We start from the raw sequence: 15,448 nt of genomic DNA on the forward strand, positions 1-15,448 counted from the left end.
AACCTTGGCCGTTATACATAAAAGAGTCGCGCAAATCGTGCGAGCGCTTGTAGAATCCGGCGTTGAAGCGTGCACATACCGTGTGCGCTTCGTGCAATTCACTGACCACAACAGGTAGGAGAAACATGCCGACTTCCGCAAAAAAGGTGGCCAAGAAGGCTGCCCCGGTACCGACCAAAAAGGTTGCTGCAAAGAAAGCCCCTGCGAAGAAAGCCGTCGCAGCTAAGAAGGTCGCCGTGAAGGCGTCCAGCGCACCGTCGCCGATCAAGGACACCTTCACGAAGGCCTCGCTGGCTGCACACGTCGCTGAACGCGCCGCGGTGGAACCGAAGGCTGCCAAGGCCGTGCTGGCCGCGCTCGAAGACACGATCCTCGGCGCCGTGCACAAGAAGGGCGCTGGCGAATTCACGCTGTCGGGTCTTCTGAAGATCGTCGTGCAAGCCGTGCCGGCGAAGAAGCGCCGCTTCGGCAAGGACCCGTTCTCGGGCGAAGAGCGTTGGTTCCCGGCCAAGCCGGCTAGCGTGCGCATCAAGGCACGTCCGCTGAAGAAACTGAAAGACGCTGCCGCAGGCTGATCGCGCTTCATGCGTTGGCAGGGGGTTAACGCCACGGCGCTTAACCTTCGCTTAACCTTCGCTTAACGTTGTTAACGTCGCGAGGTTAACATTGCGAAGTTAAGTCGCTTAACGCTTGAGCCGATCCCTGGTGCAAGAAGCTGTCCGAATCCCCGTGGGTGCAAATCCACGGGGATTTTTCATGCGCGTGCGAAGCAGCTTGCGAATTCCGCCGCCGCGCCAGGATGCATTCTCCTGAGCGCGCACCGCCGTCGCCGGGCATGCACCGTACTAGCGCATCATGGGCCGCCGCAGTACGATGGCGACGAGGGCCATGCCGGTCGGATGCGCTGTTCGCGTGCATAGTCAGCGTTTCACGCGCGGGCAAGCCCAATGGCATAGCGCTTGCTTCAACGATTGTCGAACACCGAATGCGCAGCGCATTCGCCTTCTATCCGACAACAAGAGCGGGGCGTGACATGCGATGCTATGACGAGATGCGTCATCACGACGATGCCGTGCGGCCACACTACGCACGCTTCGAGCGATGGCTGGTGAAGCAGGGTAATGAAGCGATCGCGCGCAAGCGCGCGGAAGCCGACCTGCTGTTTCGCCGGGTCGGCATCACCTTCGCGGTGAACGGCGACCTGTCGGGCACCGAACGGCTGATTCCCTTCGATCTGATTCCGCGCATCATTCCGCGCAGCGAATGGCAGACACTCGAAGCCGGTTTGCGCCAACGGGTGCGGGCACTCAATCTGTTCATCCACGACGTCTATCACGAGCGCAATATCGTGCGCGCCGGCATCGTGCCGGCCGAGCAGGTTTATACCAACGCGCAGTACCGGCCGGAGATGCAGGGCGTGGACGTGCCGCTCGGTGTTTACGCGCATATCGCCGGCGTCGACGTGGTGCGCGCGGGCGACGACGGTGCGTTCTACGTGCTCGAAGACAACCTGCGGGTGCCGTCGGGCGTGTCGTACATGCTCGAAAACCGCAAGATGATGATGCGGCTGTTCCCCGAACTGTTCGTGCAGAACCGCATCGCGCCGGTCGCGCATTATCCCGATCTGCTGCTCGACACGTTGCGCTCCGTCGCGCCGGAAGGCGTCGACGATCCGGTCGTGGTCGTGCTCACGCCGGGCATGTACAACTCCGCGTATTTCGAGCACACGTTCCTTGCGCAGCAGATGGGCGTGGAACTGGTGGAAGGCAAGGATCTCTTCGTCGACGACAACTACGTGTTCATGCGCACCACCCAGGGGCCGAAGCGCGTGGACGTGATCTACCGCCGCGTCGACGACGATTTTCTCGACCCGCTCGCGTTTCGCAACGATTCGGCGCTGGGCGTGCCCGGCTTGCTGACCGCGTATCGCGCCGGTCGCGTCGCGCTGGCGAACGCGATGGGCACCGGCATCGCCGACGACAAATCGATCTACCCGTTCGTGCCGGAGATGATCGAGTTTTACCTCGGCGAAAAGCCGATCCTCAATAACGTCCCCACGTTCCAGTGCCGCAAGCCGGACGATCTGGCCTACACGCTCGCGCATCTGCCGGAACTGGTCGTCAAGGAAGTGCACGGCGCGGGCGGCTACGGGATGCTGGTGGGACCGGCTTCGACGAAGGCCGAAATCGAGTCGTTCCGCGAGCGCCTGATCGCGCGGCCGGCGGGTTATATCGCGCAGCCCACGCTGGCGCTTTCCGCGTGCCCGACGTTCGTTGAGTCGGGCATCGCGCCGCGCCATATCGACTTGCGTCCGTTCGTGCTGTCCGGCAAGACCGTCACGATGGTGGCGGGCGGCCTGACGCGCGTGGCGTTGCAGGAAGGCTCGCTCGTCGTCAATTCGTCGCAGGGAGGCGGCACCAAGGATACCTGGATGGTCGACTGACGCGGTTGCCGTCGCGGTTGCCCGTGCCGCTGCATTTCATGCCGCGATTCATGCGGCGGTTCATGCAGTGCTTCACGCAACCGCGCCCGCAGCCCAACGCGCCGGCCGGCGCTCGACGCGCCGCCGGCGCACACGGATAACCAGCGCGGACCCTTTACCTTTGCAAAGGTCCCGCGTCATCAGATACGGAACGCCGTCATGCTAAGCCGCACCGCCGATCACCTCTTCTGGATGGCCCGCTACATGGAGCGCGCGGAGAACACCGCCCGCATGCTCGACATCAACCTCAAGGCGCTGCTGTTGCCGCAGACGCCCGAACAGGAGGCGCGCGCGCAACGCTCGGTGCTGCGCATCTCCGAACTGGAAAGCGCGTTCTCGCAGCGCTACGACGAACCGACTCGCGAGCACGTGCTCGATTTCATGGTGGCGGATGCGACCAACCCGTCGAGCATCCATTCGTGCCTGCATGCCGCGCGTGAGAACGCCCGCGCCGTGCGCGGCACCTTGACCACCGAATGGTGGGAAACCATCAACGATACGTGGCTCGAATTCAACGAACGCGCGGCGTCAGGGCAAGCCGCGAGCAATCCGGGCGCGCTGTTCGAGTGGGTCAAGTTCCGCTCGCATCTTTCGCGCGGCGTGACGATCGGCACCGCGCTGCAGGACGACGCGTTCTTCTTCACGCAGCTCGGTACTTTTCTCGAGCGCGCGGACAACACCGCGCGGATTCTCGACGTGCGCTTTGCCGACGTCGAGCCGAATTCACGCGACGCGGCGCGCCAGCTCGAAGATTTCTATTACTGGACCTCGATCCTGAGTTCGGTGTCGGCGCTGGAAATCTATCGCAAGGTGTATCGCGACGTGGTCACGCCGGCGCGCGTGGTCGAACTGATGATCCTGAATCAGCAAATGCCGCGTTCGCTGCTTGCGTCGCTGGAAGGCGTCTGCGCGAATCTGGCGATGCTGCGCACCTCGGGCTCGAACCAGTGCGAGCGGTTTGCCGGCAAGCTGCGCGCCGAACTGCTGTACTCCGACATCCGGCAGATTTTCGAAACCGGCCTGCACGCCTATCTGACGCAGTTCCTTGCTCGCGTGTTCGAGCTCGGCAATCTGGTTGCGCGTACCTATCTGATGCTGCCAGTCGCCTGACGGAGTTCTTTTTATGTACCTGACGATCCGCCACGACACTTCCTATCGCTACGAAGCGACTGTCCATTACTCGATCCAGCAACTGCGTCTGACGCCGATGAGCGGCGCCTCGCAGGTGGTGCGGCGCTGGAGCATCGACGCGCCCGGCAAGCTCGACGCGACCTTCGACGCCTACGGCAACGCGCTGCACACGCTCGTGATCAACAAGCCGCATAGCGAGATTCGTCTGCACGTGTCGGGAGAGGTGGACACGATTCCGCTCGTCGACGGCTATCTGCCCGACGGCGTGGGCCCGATTCCGCTCGAGCATTTCACCTGCGCCACGCGGCTCACCGAAGCCGATGCGGCGATCCGCGAACTGGCCGACTCCGTGCCGAGCCTCGCGAGTTCGAGCAATCTGATCGCGCTGTCCGAACAGATTCTGCAGCGCGTGAAGTACAACCCCGGCATCACCGAGGTCACCAGCACCGCCGCGCAGGCGCTCGAACTCGGCAACGGCGTGTGCCAGGACCATGCGCATCTGATGCTGGCGTGCTGCCGCGCGCGCGGCGTTCCGGCGCGCTACGTGAGCGGCTATATCGAACCGGGCGACGTTCCGCATGCGGCGAGCCACGCATGGGTCGACGTGTGGCTGGAAGGCAAGGGCTGGATTTCCGTCGATGTCACGCACGCGGCGTTTGCCAGCGAGATCTACTGCCGGCTCGCCGTCGCGCGCGACTATGAAGCCGCCGCGCCGGTGCGCGGCCGGCGCATCGGCGGGCTGGAAGAACAGCTCAAGGTGTCCGTTACCGTGAGCGCGCAACTGTCGCAATAGCGGCCGGCGGCCGGCGGCCGCGGAGGGCGGCTTGCTCCCGGCTCGCTAGGGACGCCGGCGAGCGCCAGCCCTCACAACCATTCAGTTTGGACCTGCAAAGGCCGTAATACGGCATGGAGGCGCGTGCGCGCCGCATTACAATAGCGCCGTTCAGTCGTTTTTTTGCGGGTACTTCCTATGACTTATTGTGTCGCGATGTCCGTCGAAGAAGGGCTCGTGTTCCTCTCGGACACGCGCACCAATGCGGGCGTCGATCACATCAGCACCGCGCGCAAGATGTCGGTGTTCGAGCAGCCCGGCGAGCGCATGCTCGTGCTGCTTGGCGCCGGCAATCTGTCGCTCACGCAGGCGGTGCTGCACGAGTTGTCCGAGCCCGTGGATGCTTCGCAGCCGACGCTTTGGAGCGCGCCCACCATGGCCGACGCCGCGCGCGTGATCGGCCGCGCGGTGCGTTCCGTGCATCAGCGCGAGGCCGAGGCGTTGCAGGAATTCGGCGTCGACTTCAATTGCAGCTTCATTCTCGGCGGGCAGATCGCCGGCAACCGGCCGCGCCTGTTCATGATTTACGCGGCGGGCAACTTCATCGAAGCGTCGGCCGTGAATCCGTATTTCCAGATCGGCGAGGCCAAATACGGCAAGCCGATCATCGATCGCGTGTTGACGCCGTCCACACCGCTCGACGAAGCCGCCAAGTGCGCGCTGATCTCGATGGATTCGACGCTGCGCTCGAACCTGTCCGTCGGGCTGCCGCTCGATCTGCTGGTCTACGAGAAGGACGCGCTGTGCGTCACGCGTTTCGTCTCGGTCGACCACGACAACGCGTACTTCGAGATGATCCACCGCACGTGGGGCGAGCGGCTGCGCCAGGTGTTCGGCGAGATCCCCGATCCCGACTGGCAGGCTTCGCCCAATGTGCCGCTGTTGCAGCGCGAGCGGGCGCTGGTGCTGCACCGCGCGCCGGTGGGCGCGGATGGTATCGAGCATGAGTTCGACGCCACGCCTGCGCAGACGTTGGCGCAGGCGGACAAAGGCAAGGGGCAGCGGCGATAGCCGGTTAACTATGACCGCGCTCGCCGGCTCTCGGCGACGCGAATTGCATCAAGGTCGTCACGGGTCTTATCCAGGGCTGGCTGGCGGCCTTTTTTGTTTCCGTCGCGGATCTTGCGGCGCGAAAGCGGCGCTTCCTCAGGTTAAGCGCCGTGCCCGGGCCAGTGCACACCGCGCGCACCCCAACCACGGGACGAAAAAAACCAGCCACGGGCTTTCGCCCGTGGCTGGTTTTCAACTGCGTGTTGCTTCAGCAGTCCGTCAAGCTCGATTAGAACTTGTGGCGGATGCCCAGGCTGACGATCTCTTGCGAGCTGGTAGCCGAGTTGTAGCCATACGAGCCGATTGCCGCGCCGGCGTTGACCAGCGTGCCGTCCGAAGCACGTTGCTGGCCGCTTGCGTGTTGATACGCGCCGACCAGGTAGATGTCCGTGCGCTTCGACAGGTTGTAGTCGCCGCCGATGGAAGCCTGGTGGTACGTTGCGCTCGAGTCGCCGTTGGCCTTCGTGTACGTGTAGCCCACGCCAACCAGCATGGCCGGCGTTGCCTGGTAACCCAGGTATGCGCCGATGACGTGGAACTTCTCGGTCGAACCGAAGCCCGAGTTCGCGTCCGGCTTGTACTGTGCGTTGCTGTAACGCACGTTGGCCGTGAACGGACCTGCCACGTATTGCGCAGCGACCGAAGCAATGCCGATCGACTTGGCAGCGGCGTATGCGCCGTTGATCTGGTTGTCGAACGTGCCGTCCGACGTGCTGCCGTTCCAGCCCGGCGTGCCGGCCACCGTGCGGCTAGCCAGCGTGTTGCCGTTGTTGGCGCGGAAGTAGCCCGCTGCCACGCTGAACGGACCCGTTGCGAACGTTGCGGCGCCCGACCACGTTTGGCCCGAACCCGTTTGACCGGCCACGCCGCCGAATGCGTACATGCCTTCGAACTGGAAGCCGCCCCACACCGGCGAGGTGTACTTGACGGCGCTATTCGTGCGCGAGGAGTTGTCGTTGTTGTCGACGTCGCCCGGCGTGGTGAAGGTCGAACCGAAGTAGTTGTCAGCCGTCAGCGGTTGAACGAGGTCGACCACCGGATCGTACTGACGACCCAGCGTGACGGTACCGAACGAGTCGTTCGTCAGACCGACATACGCTTGACGACCGAACATCTTGCCGCCCTGACCGAGCCTGCCGCTATTGATGTCGAAGCCGTTTTCCAACTGGAAGATCGCCTTCAGACCGCCGCCCAGGTCTTCCGTACCCTTCAAGCCGAAACGGTTGCCTTGCAGGTTGCCGCCCACCAGGCCGACCTGGTTGCTGTTCTTGCCGGAAGCGTCGACGGTGTTGTGTGCGTACTGGATCGATTCATCGATCAAACCGTACAGGGTAACGCTGCTTTGAGCATGTGCCACGCCGGTGACGCTCAGAAGCGCCAGCGAGAGGGTAGACAGTGCGAGTCGTTTCATCCATTTCTCCACGCAGATGATTGGTTTCGTTGTTGCGAAAAGGAGAATAGCTCACCGGCTCTATCGGCACGAACTGGAAAAAAAAGAGTGTCGCCAAAATGTGACAAACAGCGGAAAGCCTTGTATTTACAGCGCGTTAAGAATTGTTGCCATTTGAGCAATAGTTATTCGTTGACTGAGCATTATTGTTGTTTTCCTGACAGTGGCGGCTGCACTACCTCCACTTTGGGTAGAGATTTGAAGGTTGTTTGTAATCTAGTTGTCTAACTGGAGGCCCTGGTCGCTGGCGTCGCTATCAAGAAGGCGGCGTGCTTCGTTTGATGAGCGTGCTGGACAGACTTCCAGCGTTGTGCGTTGGCGCAATTCACCAGCGGAGCGACGGCTCGGCAGGTCATTGCCGACGCGTGTTCTCGTCCGCGTGGCGGCGGCGTGCCAGCGCCACGGCGGCCAGCCCCGAAGCGGCTGCGAGCAGCACCGAAGTCCACGGGTGCCGCTTGACGTAGCGGTCGGCCGCGGCCGCCTTGCGACCGGCTTCGAGCAGCGCTACCGCGGCGACACGGATGGCCTGTTCCTCGGCGAGGGCAACGCTGCGGCTGACCTTGGCCGCAGCCGTGGTCACACCCGCCGAACCTTGCTTGCGCGGTCGCACGCGTAAACCCGAGCCTGCCGACGCGCCGGCAAGCGCCCCGGCGCTCGACGTGCGGACCGTCCGCGCCGCGCCATCGGCGGCGGCCGCCTCGCCCGTTCGTGGCGCCGCATCATCCGCGGATACCGTCGACGCCGCCAGCACCGAAGCGAGCTTCGCGCGGCTGCCGGGCGGCGTGTTGTCCTGCATGCCCCAGCCTCCGCGCGGATCGTGCATGCGCCCGCGCGCCGCCGAAAACTCCGCGCCGAGCAGGAGCACGGCGGCCGAGAAATACAGCCACATGAGCAGCACGGCGAGCGAACCGGCCGCGCCGAACGAACTGGTGATGCCCGCGTGCGCGAGATACAGCGCGAACAGCTTCTTGCCGGCCGAAAACAGCACGGCCGCAACGACTCCGCCGACCAAGGCATCGCGCCAGCGCACGTGCGCGTCCGGCAGAAATTTGAGCAGGCCGGCGAAGGCGAACGCCAGCACCACCAGACCGACGCTGAGTTGCAGCAGATTGCCGATCACCACATAAGGCGAGTCGCCCCACAGCCATTTGCCGACGAACGTGATGACCGTATCGAGCACCAGCGACACGATCAGCAGAAACGCGACGCCGAGCACCAGCCCGAACGAGATCAGCCGCACCCGCACCAGCGCGACGAGGCTCGACCAGCGCGGTCCGGTATACGGCCATACCACATTGAGCGCGCTATTGAGCGACGAGAAGGTGGCCGACGCGCCGATCGCCAGCATCGTGAACGAAATGATCGCCGCGACGCCGCCCGCGCTGCCGCTGTGATGCGCGTTCTCGACGATGGTCTGGACGCCCGCGGCGGCCTGGTCGCCGAGCAGGCCGTGAATGTGATCGAACAGTTCGCCGCGCGCGGCTTCGGCGCCGAAGAACCAGCCGGCCACCGCGATTACCATGACCAGGGTCGGCGCAAGCGAGAAGGCCGCGTAGAACGCGATGCTGGCGGCCATCGCGGCGCAGCGATTTTCGGAGAACTGCCTGAAGGCGCCGATTGCCCAGTTGGCCTGCTTGCGTGCCACGAGTTGCAGGTGCTCTGCGGAAAGCGTGTCGATATCCATGATCGTCGTTCTCGATGAGTCCGTCCTCGCGGCGGATGCGGCGTGCCCGCGCGGTGAACTACCTCGGCGCGGCGTTCGCATCCTGCCTTTCGCAAGCCTTATGCCTGTGACTATAACAAGCGCCGTCAGCGGGACGTGCCGTTAGAATGCCGGGAATCCTTGCTCCCTCTGATCACCATGCACTCGCACGAACTCGTACAGCAGCTCGACATCATTGCCGCGGAGAACCTTGGCTCGCACTTGCCGGCGCACGTCGTCGCCCAGTTGCCGGCACGCGGTGTGACCGTCTTCGCCGTCAGCGACGACGCCTCGGACACCGCCGAATTCAGCGCACGCTACGGCTTCGGCCTGGAGGACTGCGCGAACACGATCGTGATCCGCTACAGGAAGGAGGGCGCCGAACATTACGCGGCGTTGGTCTCGCTGGGTTCGCTGCGCCTGGACATCAACGGCGCGGTGAAGACGGCGCTCGGCGCGCAGCGGCTTTCGTTCGCCAAACGCGAGGCCGCGGTGGAGCATAGCGGCATGGAGTTCGGCGGCATTACGGCTTTCGGCTTGCCGGACGACTGGCGCATCCTGGTCGATGCCGCGGTGATGGAGCGCTCGCAGATCGTGATGGGCGCGGGCGTGCGCGCCGCCAAACTGCTGCTCGCACCCGAGGTGTTGCGGCAGTGGCCCCGCTGCGAAGTCGCTTCGCTGACGGTGGCGCCCGAGTAAGGTCACTCGGGCTTGTCACGCAAGCTCGCCGCGCAAGCCGCTCACGCGCCGGCGAAATAGCCTTCGAGAATATCCGCCACGCGCCATAGCGAGCACGGCCGCCGGCAGTGGCCGTCGAAACCGCCTTGTTTCAGCGAGCCGATCGGATCGAGCGGCCAGAGGTTGCTCATGGCGAGCAGCAGTAAGTCGGCGTTCGATGGGTCGGCGCGCACCGCGCGCGTGAACTGGTAGTCCGAGGCGGAGTCGAGCCGCGTATCGAGCAGGATCGCATGCGGCTTCCACCGGTTCATGAAGGATTTCACCTTCGGCAGGTCGGCGGCGTAGATCGCCTCGTAACCCTTTAGCGACAGCAGCAGCACCAGCGATTCGCCGATCGCCTTGTCGCGATGCGCGACCAGCACGCGGCGCGATAGCGTCGGCTGTACCGCGCTGCGGCGCTTCCAGATTGCAAACTCGGTTTCATCGTCAAGCGAGACCCGTCTCGTCACAATGGACTCCCCGGAAGACCGCGCACCGAAACGTCCAATGTAGTGAAAACAAAAGTCCGTGGGGAGTCTTATCGCGATCTTTCTCGACTATTACGTTTGGTCAGCGTTCGCATAACAGCTACGCGAACTCGATACCGGCCCGGCTCAGCAAGTGCCGGTTGCGGGCGGAGAGATTCTTCATACGGAGTTGCTTGCCGGCTTTTCGATAGCGTTCGTAGAGACCTTGCAAGGCCGCCAGCGCGGAATGATCCGCAAGCAGCAACTGACTGCAATCGATCGTGACGTGGCCGGGATCCCCGGCCGGGTCGAAAAGCTCGTGAAAGCGCGTGGTCGACGCGAAAAACAGCGTGCCGCGCGGCAGGTAGATCTTGTCGCCGGTGTGATCCTCGACATGCGCGTGAATTTCGCGGGCATGCTGCCATGCGAAGCTGAGCGCGGCGATCACGATGCCGCACAACACGGCGATCGCGAGGTCGGTGAACACCGTGATGATCGTGACCGCGACGATCACCAGCGCGTCGTTGCGCGGCACCTTGCCGAGCACCCGCAGCGAGCCCCACGCGAAGGTTTGCTGCGCGACCACGAACATCACGCCGACCAGCGCCGCCAGCGGAATCCGCTCGATCAGCGGCGACAGAAACAGGATATACATCAGGATCATCACGCCGCTGACGATGCCCGACAGCCGCGAGCGGCCGCCCGAGTTCAGATTGATCATCGTCTGCCCGATCATCGCGCAACCGCCCATGCCGCCGAACAGACCCGAGGCGATATTCGCCGCGCCCAGCGCGAGACATTCGCGGTTCGGCTGCCCGCGCGTTCCGGTGATCTCGTCCGTCAGATTGAAGGTGAGCAGCGTTTCCAGCAGGCCGACGGTCGCCATCAGCACCGCGTAGGGCAGCACCACCTGCAAGGTGTTCAGATCGAGCGGCACGTCCGGCATGCGCAGGCTCGGCAGGCTGCCGGCAACGTGCGCCATGTCGCCGAGCGTGCGCGTGGGCAGATGCAGCCACTGCGTGAAGAGTCCCACGCCGACGATCGCCACCAGCGCGGGCGGCGCGGCGCGTGTGAGCCGCGGCAGCAGATAGACGATCAGCATCGTGAGCGCGACGAGACCGCACATCGTCAGCAACGCGCCGCCGTGCAGCCAGGGTTCGCCTTGCGGCGTGCGCTGCCTGAAGTGCGCGAGCTGCGCCATTGCGATGACGATCGCGAGCCCGTTGACGAAACCCAGCATCACCGGATGCGGAACCATGCGGATCAGCTTGCCGAGCCGCAACGCGCCGAACAGCACCATCAGGATGCCGCTGAGGATCACGGTGGCGAGCAGATATTGCGCGCCATGCTGCACGACGAGCGCCACGATGACCACCGCCATCGACCCGGCCGCGCCGGAAATCATGCCCGGCCGCCCGCCGAACAGCGCGGTGAGCGTGCAGATGAAGAAGGCGCCGTAGAGGCCCATCAACGGATTGAGGTGGGCGACCAGCGCGAAGGCGATGCATTCGGGCACCAGCGCGAACGACGAGGTCAGACCGGCGAGCACATTGCTCCGGATGCCGGGAAGGTTGGCGAGCCAACTTCGAGTGGGACTAGCGGTGTTCATCTTCAACGATACGGGAAGCGGGCGCAGAAACGGCGTGGCGATGCACGCGGCCCGACATGGGATGGCTGCCCCGGCCTGAGACGACGATGGCCGGGCAAGCGTGCGAAAGGCGCGGATTTTACAGCAGTGCGGCCCTTGCGGCCGTGAAGGCGGGCGACGCCTGGTGAGAGGCGGGCAAGCCCGCCGCCTGAAACGCCACGCGGCCGCTGAGACGGCCGCGCGGCAATGAGCGTATTCCCTCAGATCATCAGACGTGAAATCTTGGTGCCTTCGAGCGACACGCCCGCCATCAAGCCCGCGTTGGTGAGCACGAAAGCTTCGACCGGGCTGGTGGCGGTGGAGGTGTCGACCGCGCCGTTCGCGCCCACGTTCAGCACGGCGACCGTGGCATCCGCGCCTGCGGCCCAGCCCTGGCTGCCGAGGAATTTATCGAGCGCTTCCTGCGTCATGAACAGGAAGATCAGCGCCTTCGACTGCGCGCCGATCTGCAAGCCGAACGAGCCCGCCACCGTGCTGTAGTAGCCGGCCGTGCGGCCGCCCACGCGCAACGCGCCTTCGCCGTACTGGCCGCCGACCCAGAAGCCCGCCGAGATGACGGAGGGAAACACCAGCACGCCGCGCGCCTTGGCGACGAGTTCACGCGAGCCATTGACGTTCGTATAGAGGCGCGAAAGCGTGGAGTCGACACCCGCATTGATCGTGTCGCGCTTGCTCGCATTCACCGCCGACGACGAACTGGACGATGGCGAGGTGGTGGTGCAGCCGGCGAGGCCAAGGCCGGCGGTGGCGAGAGCCGCGCTGGTGGTCATGATGAATTGTCGTCTGCGCATGATTGTTCTCCGGGTGCGTTCGTGTTCGTTATAGGAAGTTCGGCGTTGCTGTCCGCGCTAGGCCGCGCGCGAGCGCGCCGGGCCAAACGTGTGACGCGTTAACCGGGCAGCAGTTCCCGTGCCCGGCGCGCGGCATGACCTCGCGGCATGCGCTCAACGCCCCGCGCGGCGGCGAAAACCCCACCATCCGGCGAGCGCGGTGAAGCTCACCACCATCAGCACCATGACCCAGAAGCCGTGCCGGTTTTCCGCGAGCGGAATGCCGCCGACGTTCATGCCGAACAGCCCGGCAATGATGTTGATCGGCAACGCGAGCACCGTCACGAGCGTCAGCGTGAAGAGCGTGCGATTGCTTTGCTCGGTGAGCCGCGCGGCGATCTCTTCCTGCAGCAGCTTGATGCGCTCGGCAAGACCGGACAGGTCGCCGAGCACCAGCGAGAATTCTTCCGTCGAGTCTCGCAGACTCTGCACGTCCCGCTGCGAGAGCCAGATGGGCGGCCTCACCAGCAGCCGGAAGATCGAACCGGGCTCGGGCGCCAGCAGTCGTTGCAGGCGCACGAGCACGCGCCGCATCGCGCCCAGGTCGCGACGGTTGTCGAAGGTTCTGCGGGAGAGAAACTGATCCTCGAGCCGGTCCACCTCGGTACTGCTTCGGCGCACGATCGTGACGAGCAGATCGGCCTGGTCGCGCAACAGGTGAATCAGCAATTCGGCCGGCGTTTCGAAGATTTCGCCTTCGCGCACCGATGCGCGCAGGCGGTCGACGGAACGCAGTTGCTTCAGCCGCGCCGTGATCATGATCCGCTCATGGGTGTAAACCCATAGCGTGGCGATGTCGGACGGCGTTTGCTCGAAATCGAACATCACGTCGTTGACCACGGCGAGCAACGCGCCATGCTGATGTTCGATCCGCGTCGAGTGCGAGCCTTCGCGCAATGCCTCGAAAAAGGTCTCGGGCAGGTCGAGATGCGCGCGCATCCACTTTTCGCTGGACACGTGCGCGAGATTGAAATGCAGCCAGAGAAATTGGCCGTCGCCCCTGGACGGTTGCGGCACGGGTTGATTCCTGTCGTCGTCAGCGACGCCGGCGTGCTCGCGCGCATTGTCGGCGAGCCATTGGGCGGCGCCGTCCGTGTCGATCGATACGCCGGGCTCGCCCGCTGAAAAACGGAAGCCGCACACGAGGCCCGAGCGATCCGCACCATAAGTGACAGGCGCAACATTCAGGTTCATAAGCCGTTCGAGAAGAGCGTTCCACAGCCGCGCATTCTGACACATCATATTGAGCTGGTGTCCGCCGCACGGGCCTCGAGAGGATGGCGGCGGACACGCCGGTGTCACGATCGCGGTGTAGGGCGCTCGTCCCTTCGGCCTTTGCCTTTAGCGCACGGCTGGCTGAATGTTCTGGTTGTGACGGAACAGGTTGTGCGGATCGTAGCGGCCTTTCACGGCGACGAGGCGCTCGTAGTTCGGGCCATACGCATCGGCCACCCGGCCGCCTTCTTCCTGCGTCATGAAGTTGACGTAGACGCTGCCCAACGCGAACGGCGCGGCGGCGTCGAAGAACGCGCGCGCCCAGCCGATGCAGCGCTCGTCATCGCTTGCGTCGTCCCAACGGCCATGCACGTTCATCGCATACTGCGTGTCGCGGCTCGAGTAGGCGGTGGCCTCGACCGGCACGCGGCTGGTCTGCGCGCCGATCTGACCGAAAAAGATCTCGCATTGCGGCGACGGCAACGTGTCGATCGCAGCGAGCAGCGCATCGATCAACCCGTCTTCTATGACGCCGATATTGTGCGACTTCCAGTAATTGCGCGCGCCCGGCGTGAGCAGTGGATCGAACGCCTGTTGCCACATCGCGTAGGGCATTGGTCCCAGATGTTCGCCGACGGGTGTGCCGAAGCCTCGCACGAACTCGACGGCGAGCGGTCCGTTGTCGACCGGGCCGGAGTAGCACATGGCGAATACGATCACCGGCTTGCCGTGCGCTTCGGGCGGCAGAAACGGTAGCGGCGGCGCGAGCCGCAGCACCGCCCATACGCTCAGATCCTCGGGCATGTCGGCCGCCGCCGCGCGGTATTGAGCGAGGGCGTCCCTCGCCTGATCGAGCGGCAGCACGACGAGGCCGCCGTATACCAGCGGGCCGACCGGATGCAGCGCGAATTCGAAGAGCGTGACGACGCCGAAATTGCCGCCGCCGCCGCGAATCGCCCAGAACAGATCTTCGTGCGAATCGGCGCTTGCGTGGAGCAGCTCGCCGTCGGCGGTGACGATGTCCGCGGATAGCAGATTGTCCACCGTCATGCCGTATTTGCGGCTGAGCCAGCCGAAGCCGCCGCCGAGCGTCAAGCCCGCCACGCCCGTGGTCGAGTTGATGCCGAGCGGCGTGGCGAGGCCGAACGCCTGCGCCTCATGATCGAAGTCGGCGAGCGTCGCGCCCGGTTCGACGTAGGCGCGTCGCGCCGCCGGATCGATACGCACGGATTTCATCGGCGACAGGTCGATCACCAGGCCGTCGTCGCACAACGCGCTGCCGGCGATGTTGTGGCCGCCGCCGCGCATCGCGAGCGGCAGGTCGTTGTCGCGCGCGAAGGCGACGCCGCGGCGCACGTCCGCGACGCCCGCGCAACGCAGGATCATCGCGGGGCGTTTGTCGATCATTGCATTCCAGATGCTGCGGGCTTCGTCGAAGCCCGCGTCGTCGGGCAGCAGCAGTTCGCCGCGCACGGCCGTTTTCAGTTCGTCGATGGCGCTACTGGACACCTGAGCCATGGCACACCTCGTGAGATAGTGGAAGACGCTCCCGGCGCACTATTCAGCCGATCAAATCAAAAACGAATATGCGTTGGGCAATTTGGTCTGTTTCAGTAAACGGGCCGGCATCCTTAAGTCAAACATAGGTTTACCCGCGCTTTGCGCCGCCGCTGTGCGAAGCTCATGCAGCAAGCGTCCGCGGGGCGCGCGGTCACTGCAGCGTGTACCGGTGGCGTGGATGATGGGAATGCTTCGGAAAAAAAGCGGCGAGGCGAACTCATCGGGCATGCCGCCTGGCAATGACGTGTCCGCGTTTTCATTGGCTCGGTGTTTCTCGTGCGTTGGCGAAGTCCAACGATAGATGGCGCGATAACAGTGTGGAACGCTCTGGTGTCGGCTGTCTGTGGGATTGCTCTCACTCGCG

13 protein-coding genes are annotated in these 15,448 nt (G+C 64.3%); 6 read left to right on the plus strand and 7 right to left on the minus strand.

The features are described from left to right. The first annotated feature begins 125 nt into the window (after window positions 1–125). The 5 genes from ACOCG7_RS03545 (at window position 126) to ACOCG7_RS03565 (ending at window position 5,456) form a co-directional block, all read left to right on the plus strand. Window positions 126–575: an HU family DNA-binding protein gene (locus tag ACOCG7_RS03545; RefSeq protein WP_073432487.1), complete on the plus strand. Its 450-nt coding sequence runs from the start codon at window positions 126–128 to the stop codon at window positions 573–575. 458 nt (window positions 576–1,033) lie between these two features. Next, entirely contained in the window at window positions 1,034–2,443 is a 1,410-nt protein-coding gene (locus tag ACOCG7_RS03550) for a circularly permuted type 2 ATP-grasp protein (RefSeq protein WP_073432497.1), read from the plus strand. 198 nt (window positions 2,444–2,641) lie between these two features. After that, window positions 2,642–3,592, plus strand: coding sequence for an alpha-E domain-containing protein (locus ACOCG7_RS03555; protein WP_073432486.1), 951 nt, complete (start codon window positions 2,642–2,644; stop codon window positions 3,590–3,592). Window positions 3,593–3,605: 13 nt separating this feature from the next. Continuing rightward, entirely contained in the window at window positions 3,606–4,406 is an 801-nt protein-coding gene (locus tag ACOCG7_RS03560; RefSeq protein WP_073432485.1) for a transglutaminase family protein, read from the plus strand. A 177-nt stretch (window positions 4,407–4,583) separates the two neighbouring features. Further along, window positions 4,584–5,456: a proteasome-type protease gene (locus ACOCG7_RS03565; RefSeq protein WP_073432484.1), complete on the plus strand. Its 873-nt coding sequence runs from the start codon at window positions 4,584–4,586 to the stop codon at window positions 5,454–5,456. A 268-nt stretch (window positions 5,457–5,724) separates the two neighbouring features. Here ACOCG7_RS03565 and ACOCG7_RS03570 read toward each other — a convergent pair whose 3' ends face one another. After that, window positions 5,725–6,906 carry a porin gene (locus ACOCG7_RS03570; RefSeq protein WP_073432483.1) on the minus strand — a complete coding sequence of 394 codons (1,182 nt, stop codon included), beginning with the start codon at window positions 6,904–6,906 and terminating at the stop codon, window positions 5,725–5,727. 391 nt (window positions 6,907–7,297) lie between these two features. Then, the gene (locus ACOCG7_RS03575; protein WP_244745955.1) at window positions 7,298–8,629 is read right to left on the minus strand and encodes a YihY/virulence factor BrkB family protein; all 1,332 of its coding nucleotides are present in this window, start codon (window positions 8,627–8,629) and stop codon (window positions 7,298–7,300) included. Between the two features lie 177 nt (window positions 8,630–8,806). Between ACOCG7_RS03575 and ACOCG7_RS03580 the strand changes: the two genes are divergently transcribed. Beyond that, a complete protein-coding gene (locus tag ACOCG7_RS03580; RefSeq protein WP_244746109.1) occupies window positions 8,807–9,346 on the plus strand; it encodes a YbaK/EbsC family protein in 540 nt (179 codons plus the stop codon). Between the two features lie 41 nt (window positions 9,347–9,387). On the opposite strand, the gene ACOCG7_RS03585 is transcribed toward ACOCG7_RS03580, so the two are convergent. The 5 genes from ACOCG7_RS03585 to ACOCG7_RS03605 form a co-directional block, all read right to left on the minus strand. Beyond that, window positions 9,388–9,834, minus strand: coding sequence for a histidine kinase (locus ACOCG7_RS03585; protein WP_073432481.1), 447 nt, complete (start codon window positions 9,832–9,834; stop codon window positions 9,388–9,390). A gap of 118 nt (window positions 9,835–9,952) precedes the next feature. Next, window positions 9,953–11,440, minus strand: a complete 1,488-nt coding sequence (locus tag ACOCG7_RS03590; protein ID WP_421376856.1) for a SulP family inorganic anion transporter — start codon at window positions 11,438–11,440, stop codon at window positions 9,953–9,955. A gap of 239 nt (window positions 11,441–11,679) precedes the next feature. Beyond that, complete coding sequence (locus tag ACOCG7_RS03595) at window positions 11,680–12,270, minus strand: BPSL1445 family SYLF domain-containing lipoprotein (RefSeq protein WP_073432479.1); 591 nt, start codon at window positions 12,268–12,270, stop codon at window positions 11,680–11,682. 153 nt (window positions 12,271–12,423) lie between these two features. Further along, entirely contained in the window at window positions 12,424–13,503 is a 1,080-nt protein-coding gene (locus tag ACOCG7_RS03600; protein ID WP_073432478.1) for a transporter, read from the minus strand. A 147-nt stretch (window positions 13,504–13,650) separates the two neighbouring features. After that, window positions 13,651–15,042 carry an FAD-binding oxidoreductase gene (locus ACOCG7_RS03605; protein WP_114163841.1) on the minus strand — a complete coding sequence of 464 codons (1,392 nt, stop codon included), beginning with the start codon at window positions 15,040–15,042 and terminating at the stop codon, window positions 13,651–13,653. Between the last annotated feature and the right edge of the window lie 406 nt (window positions 15,043–15,448).

Origin of the sequence: Paraburkholderia sp. DD10 (assembly GCF_049177125.1) — a bacterium.
Taxonomy (GTDB): domain Bacteria; phylum Pseudomonadota; class Gammaproteobacteria; order Burkholderiales; family Burkholderiaceae; genus Paraburkholderia; species Paraburkholderia terricola.

Bases quoted from the DNA above. Each gene is read 5' to 3' on its own strand.
- ACOCG7_RS03545 (WP_073432487.1), top strand. From the start codon at position 126: ATGCCGACTTCCGCAAAAAAGGTGGCCAAGAAGGCTGCCCCGGTACCG.
- ACOCG7_RS03550 (WP_073432497.1), top strand. From the start codon at position 1,034: ATGCGATGCTATGACGAGATGCGTCATCACGACGATGCCGTGCGGCCA.
- ACOCG7_RS03555 (WP_073432486.1), top strand. From the start codon at position 2,642: ATGCTAAGCCGCACCGCCGATCACCTCTTCTGGATGGCCCGCTACATG.
- ACOCG7_RS03560 (WP_073432485.1), top strand. From the start codon at position 3,606: ATGTACCTGACGATCCGCCACGACACTTCCTATCGCTACGAAGCGACT.
- ACOCG7_RS03565 (WP_073432484.1), top strand. From the start codon at position 4,584: ATGACTTATTGTGTCGCGATGTCCGTCGAAGAAGGGCTCGTGTTCCTC.
- ACOCG7_RS03570 (WP_073432483.1), bottom strand. From the start codon at position 6,906: ATGAAACGACTCGCACTGTCTACCCTCTCGCTGGCGCTTCTGAGCGTC.
- ACOCG7_RS03575 (WP_244745955.1), bottom strand. From the start codon at position 8,629: ATGGATATCGACACGCTTTCCGCAGAGCACCTGCAACTCGTGGCACGC.
- ACOCG7_RS03580 (WP_244746109.1), top strand. From the start codon at position 8,807: ATGCACTCGCACGAACTCGTACAGCAGCTCGACATCATTGCCGCGGAG.
- ACOCG7_RS03590 (WP_421376856.1), bottom strand. From the start codon at position 11,440: ATGAACACCGCTAGTCCCACTCGAAGTTGGCTCGCCAACCTTCCCGGC.
- ACOCG7_RS03595 (WP_073432479.1), bottom strand. From the start codon at position 12,270: ATGCGCAGACGACAATTCATCATGACCACCAGCGCGGCTCTCGCCACC.
- ACOCG7_RS03600 (WP_073432478.1), bottom strand. From the start codon at position 13,503: ATGAACCTGAATGTTGCGCCTGTCACTTATGGTGCGGATCGCTCGGGC.
- ACOCG7_RS03605 (WP_114163841.1), bottom strand. From the start codon at position 15,042: ATGGCTCAGGTGTCCAGTAGCGCCATCGACGAACTGAAAACGGCCGTG.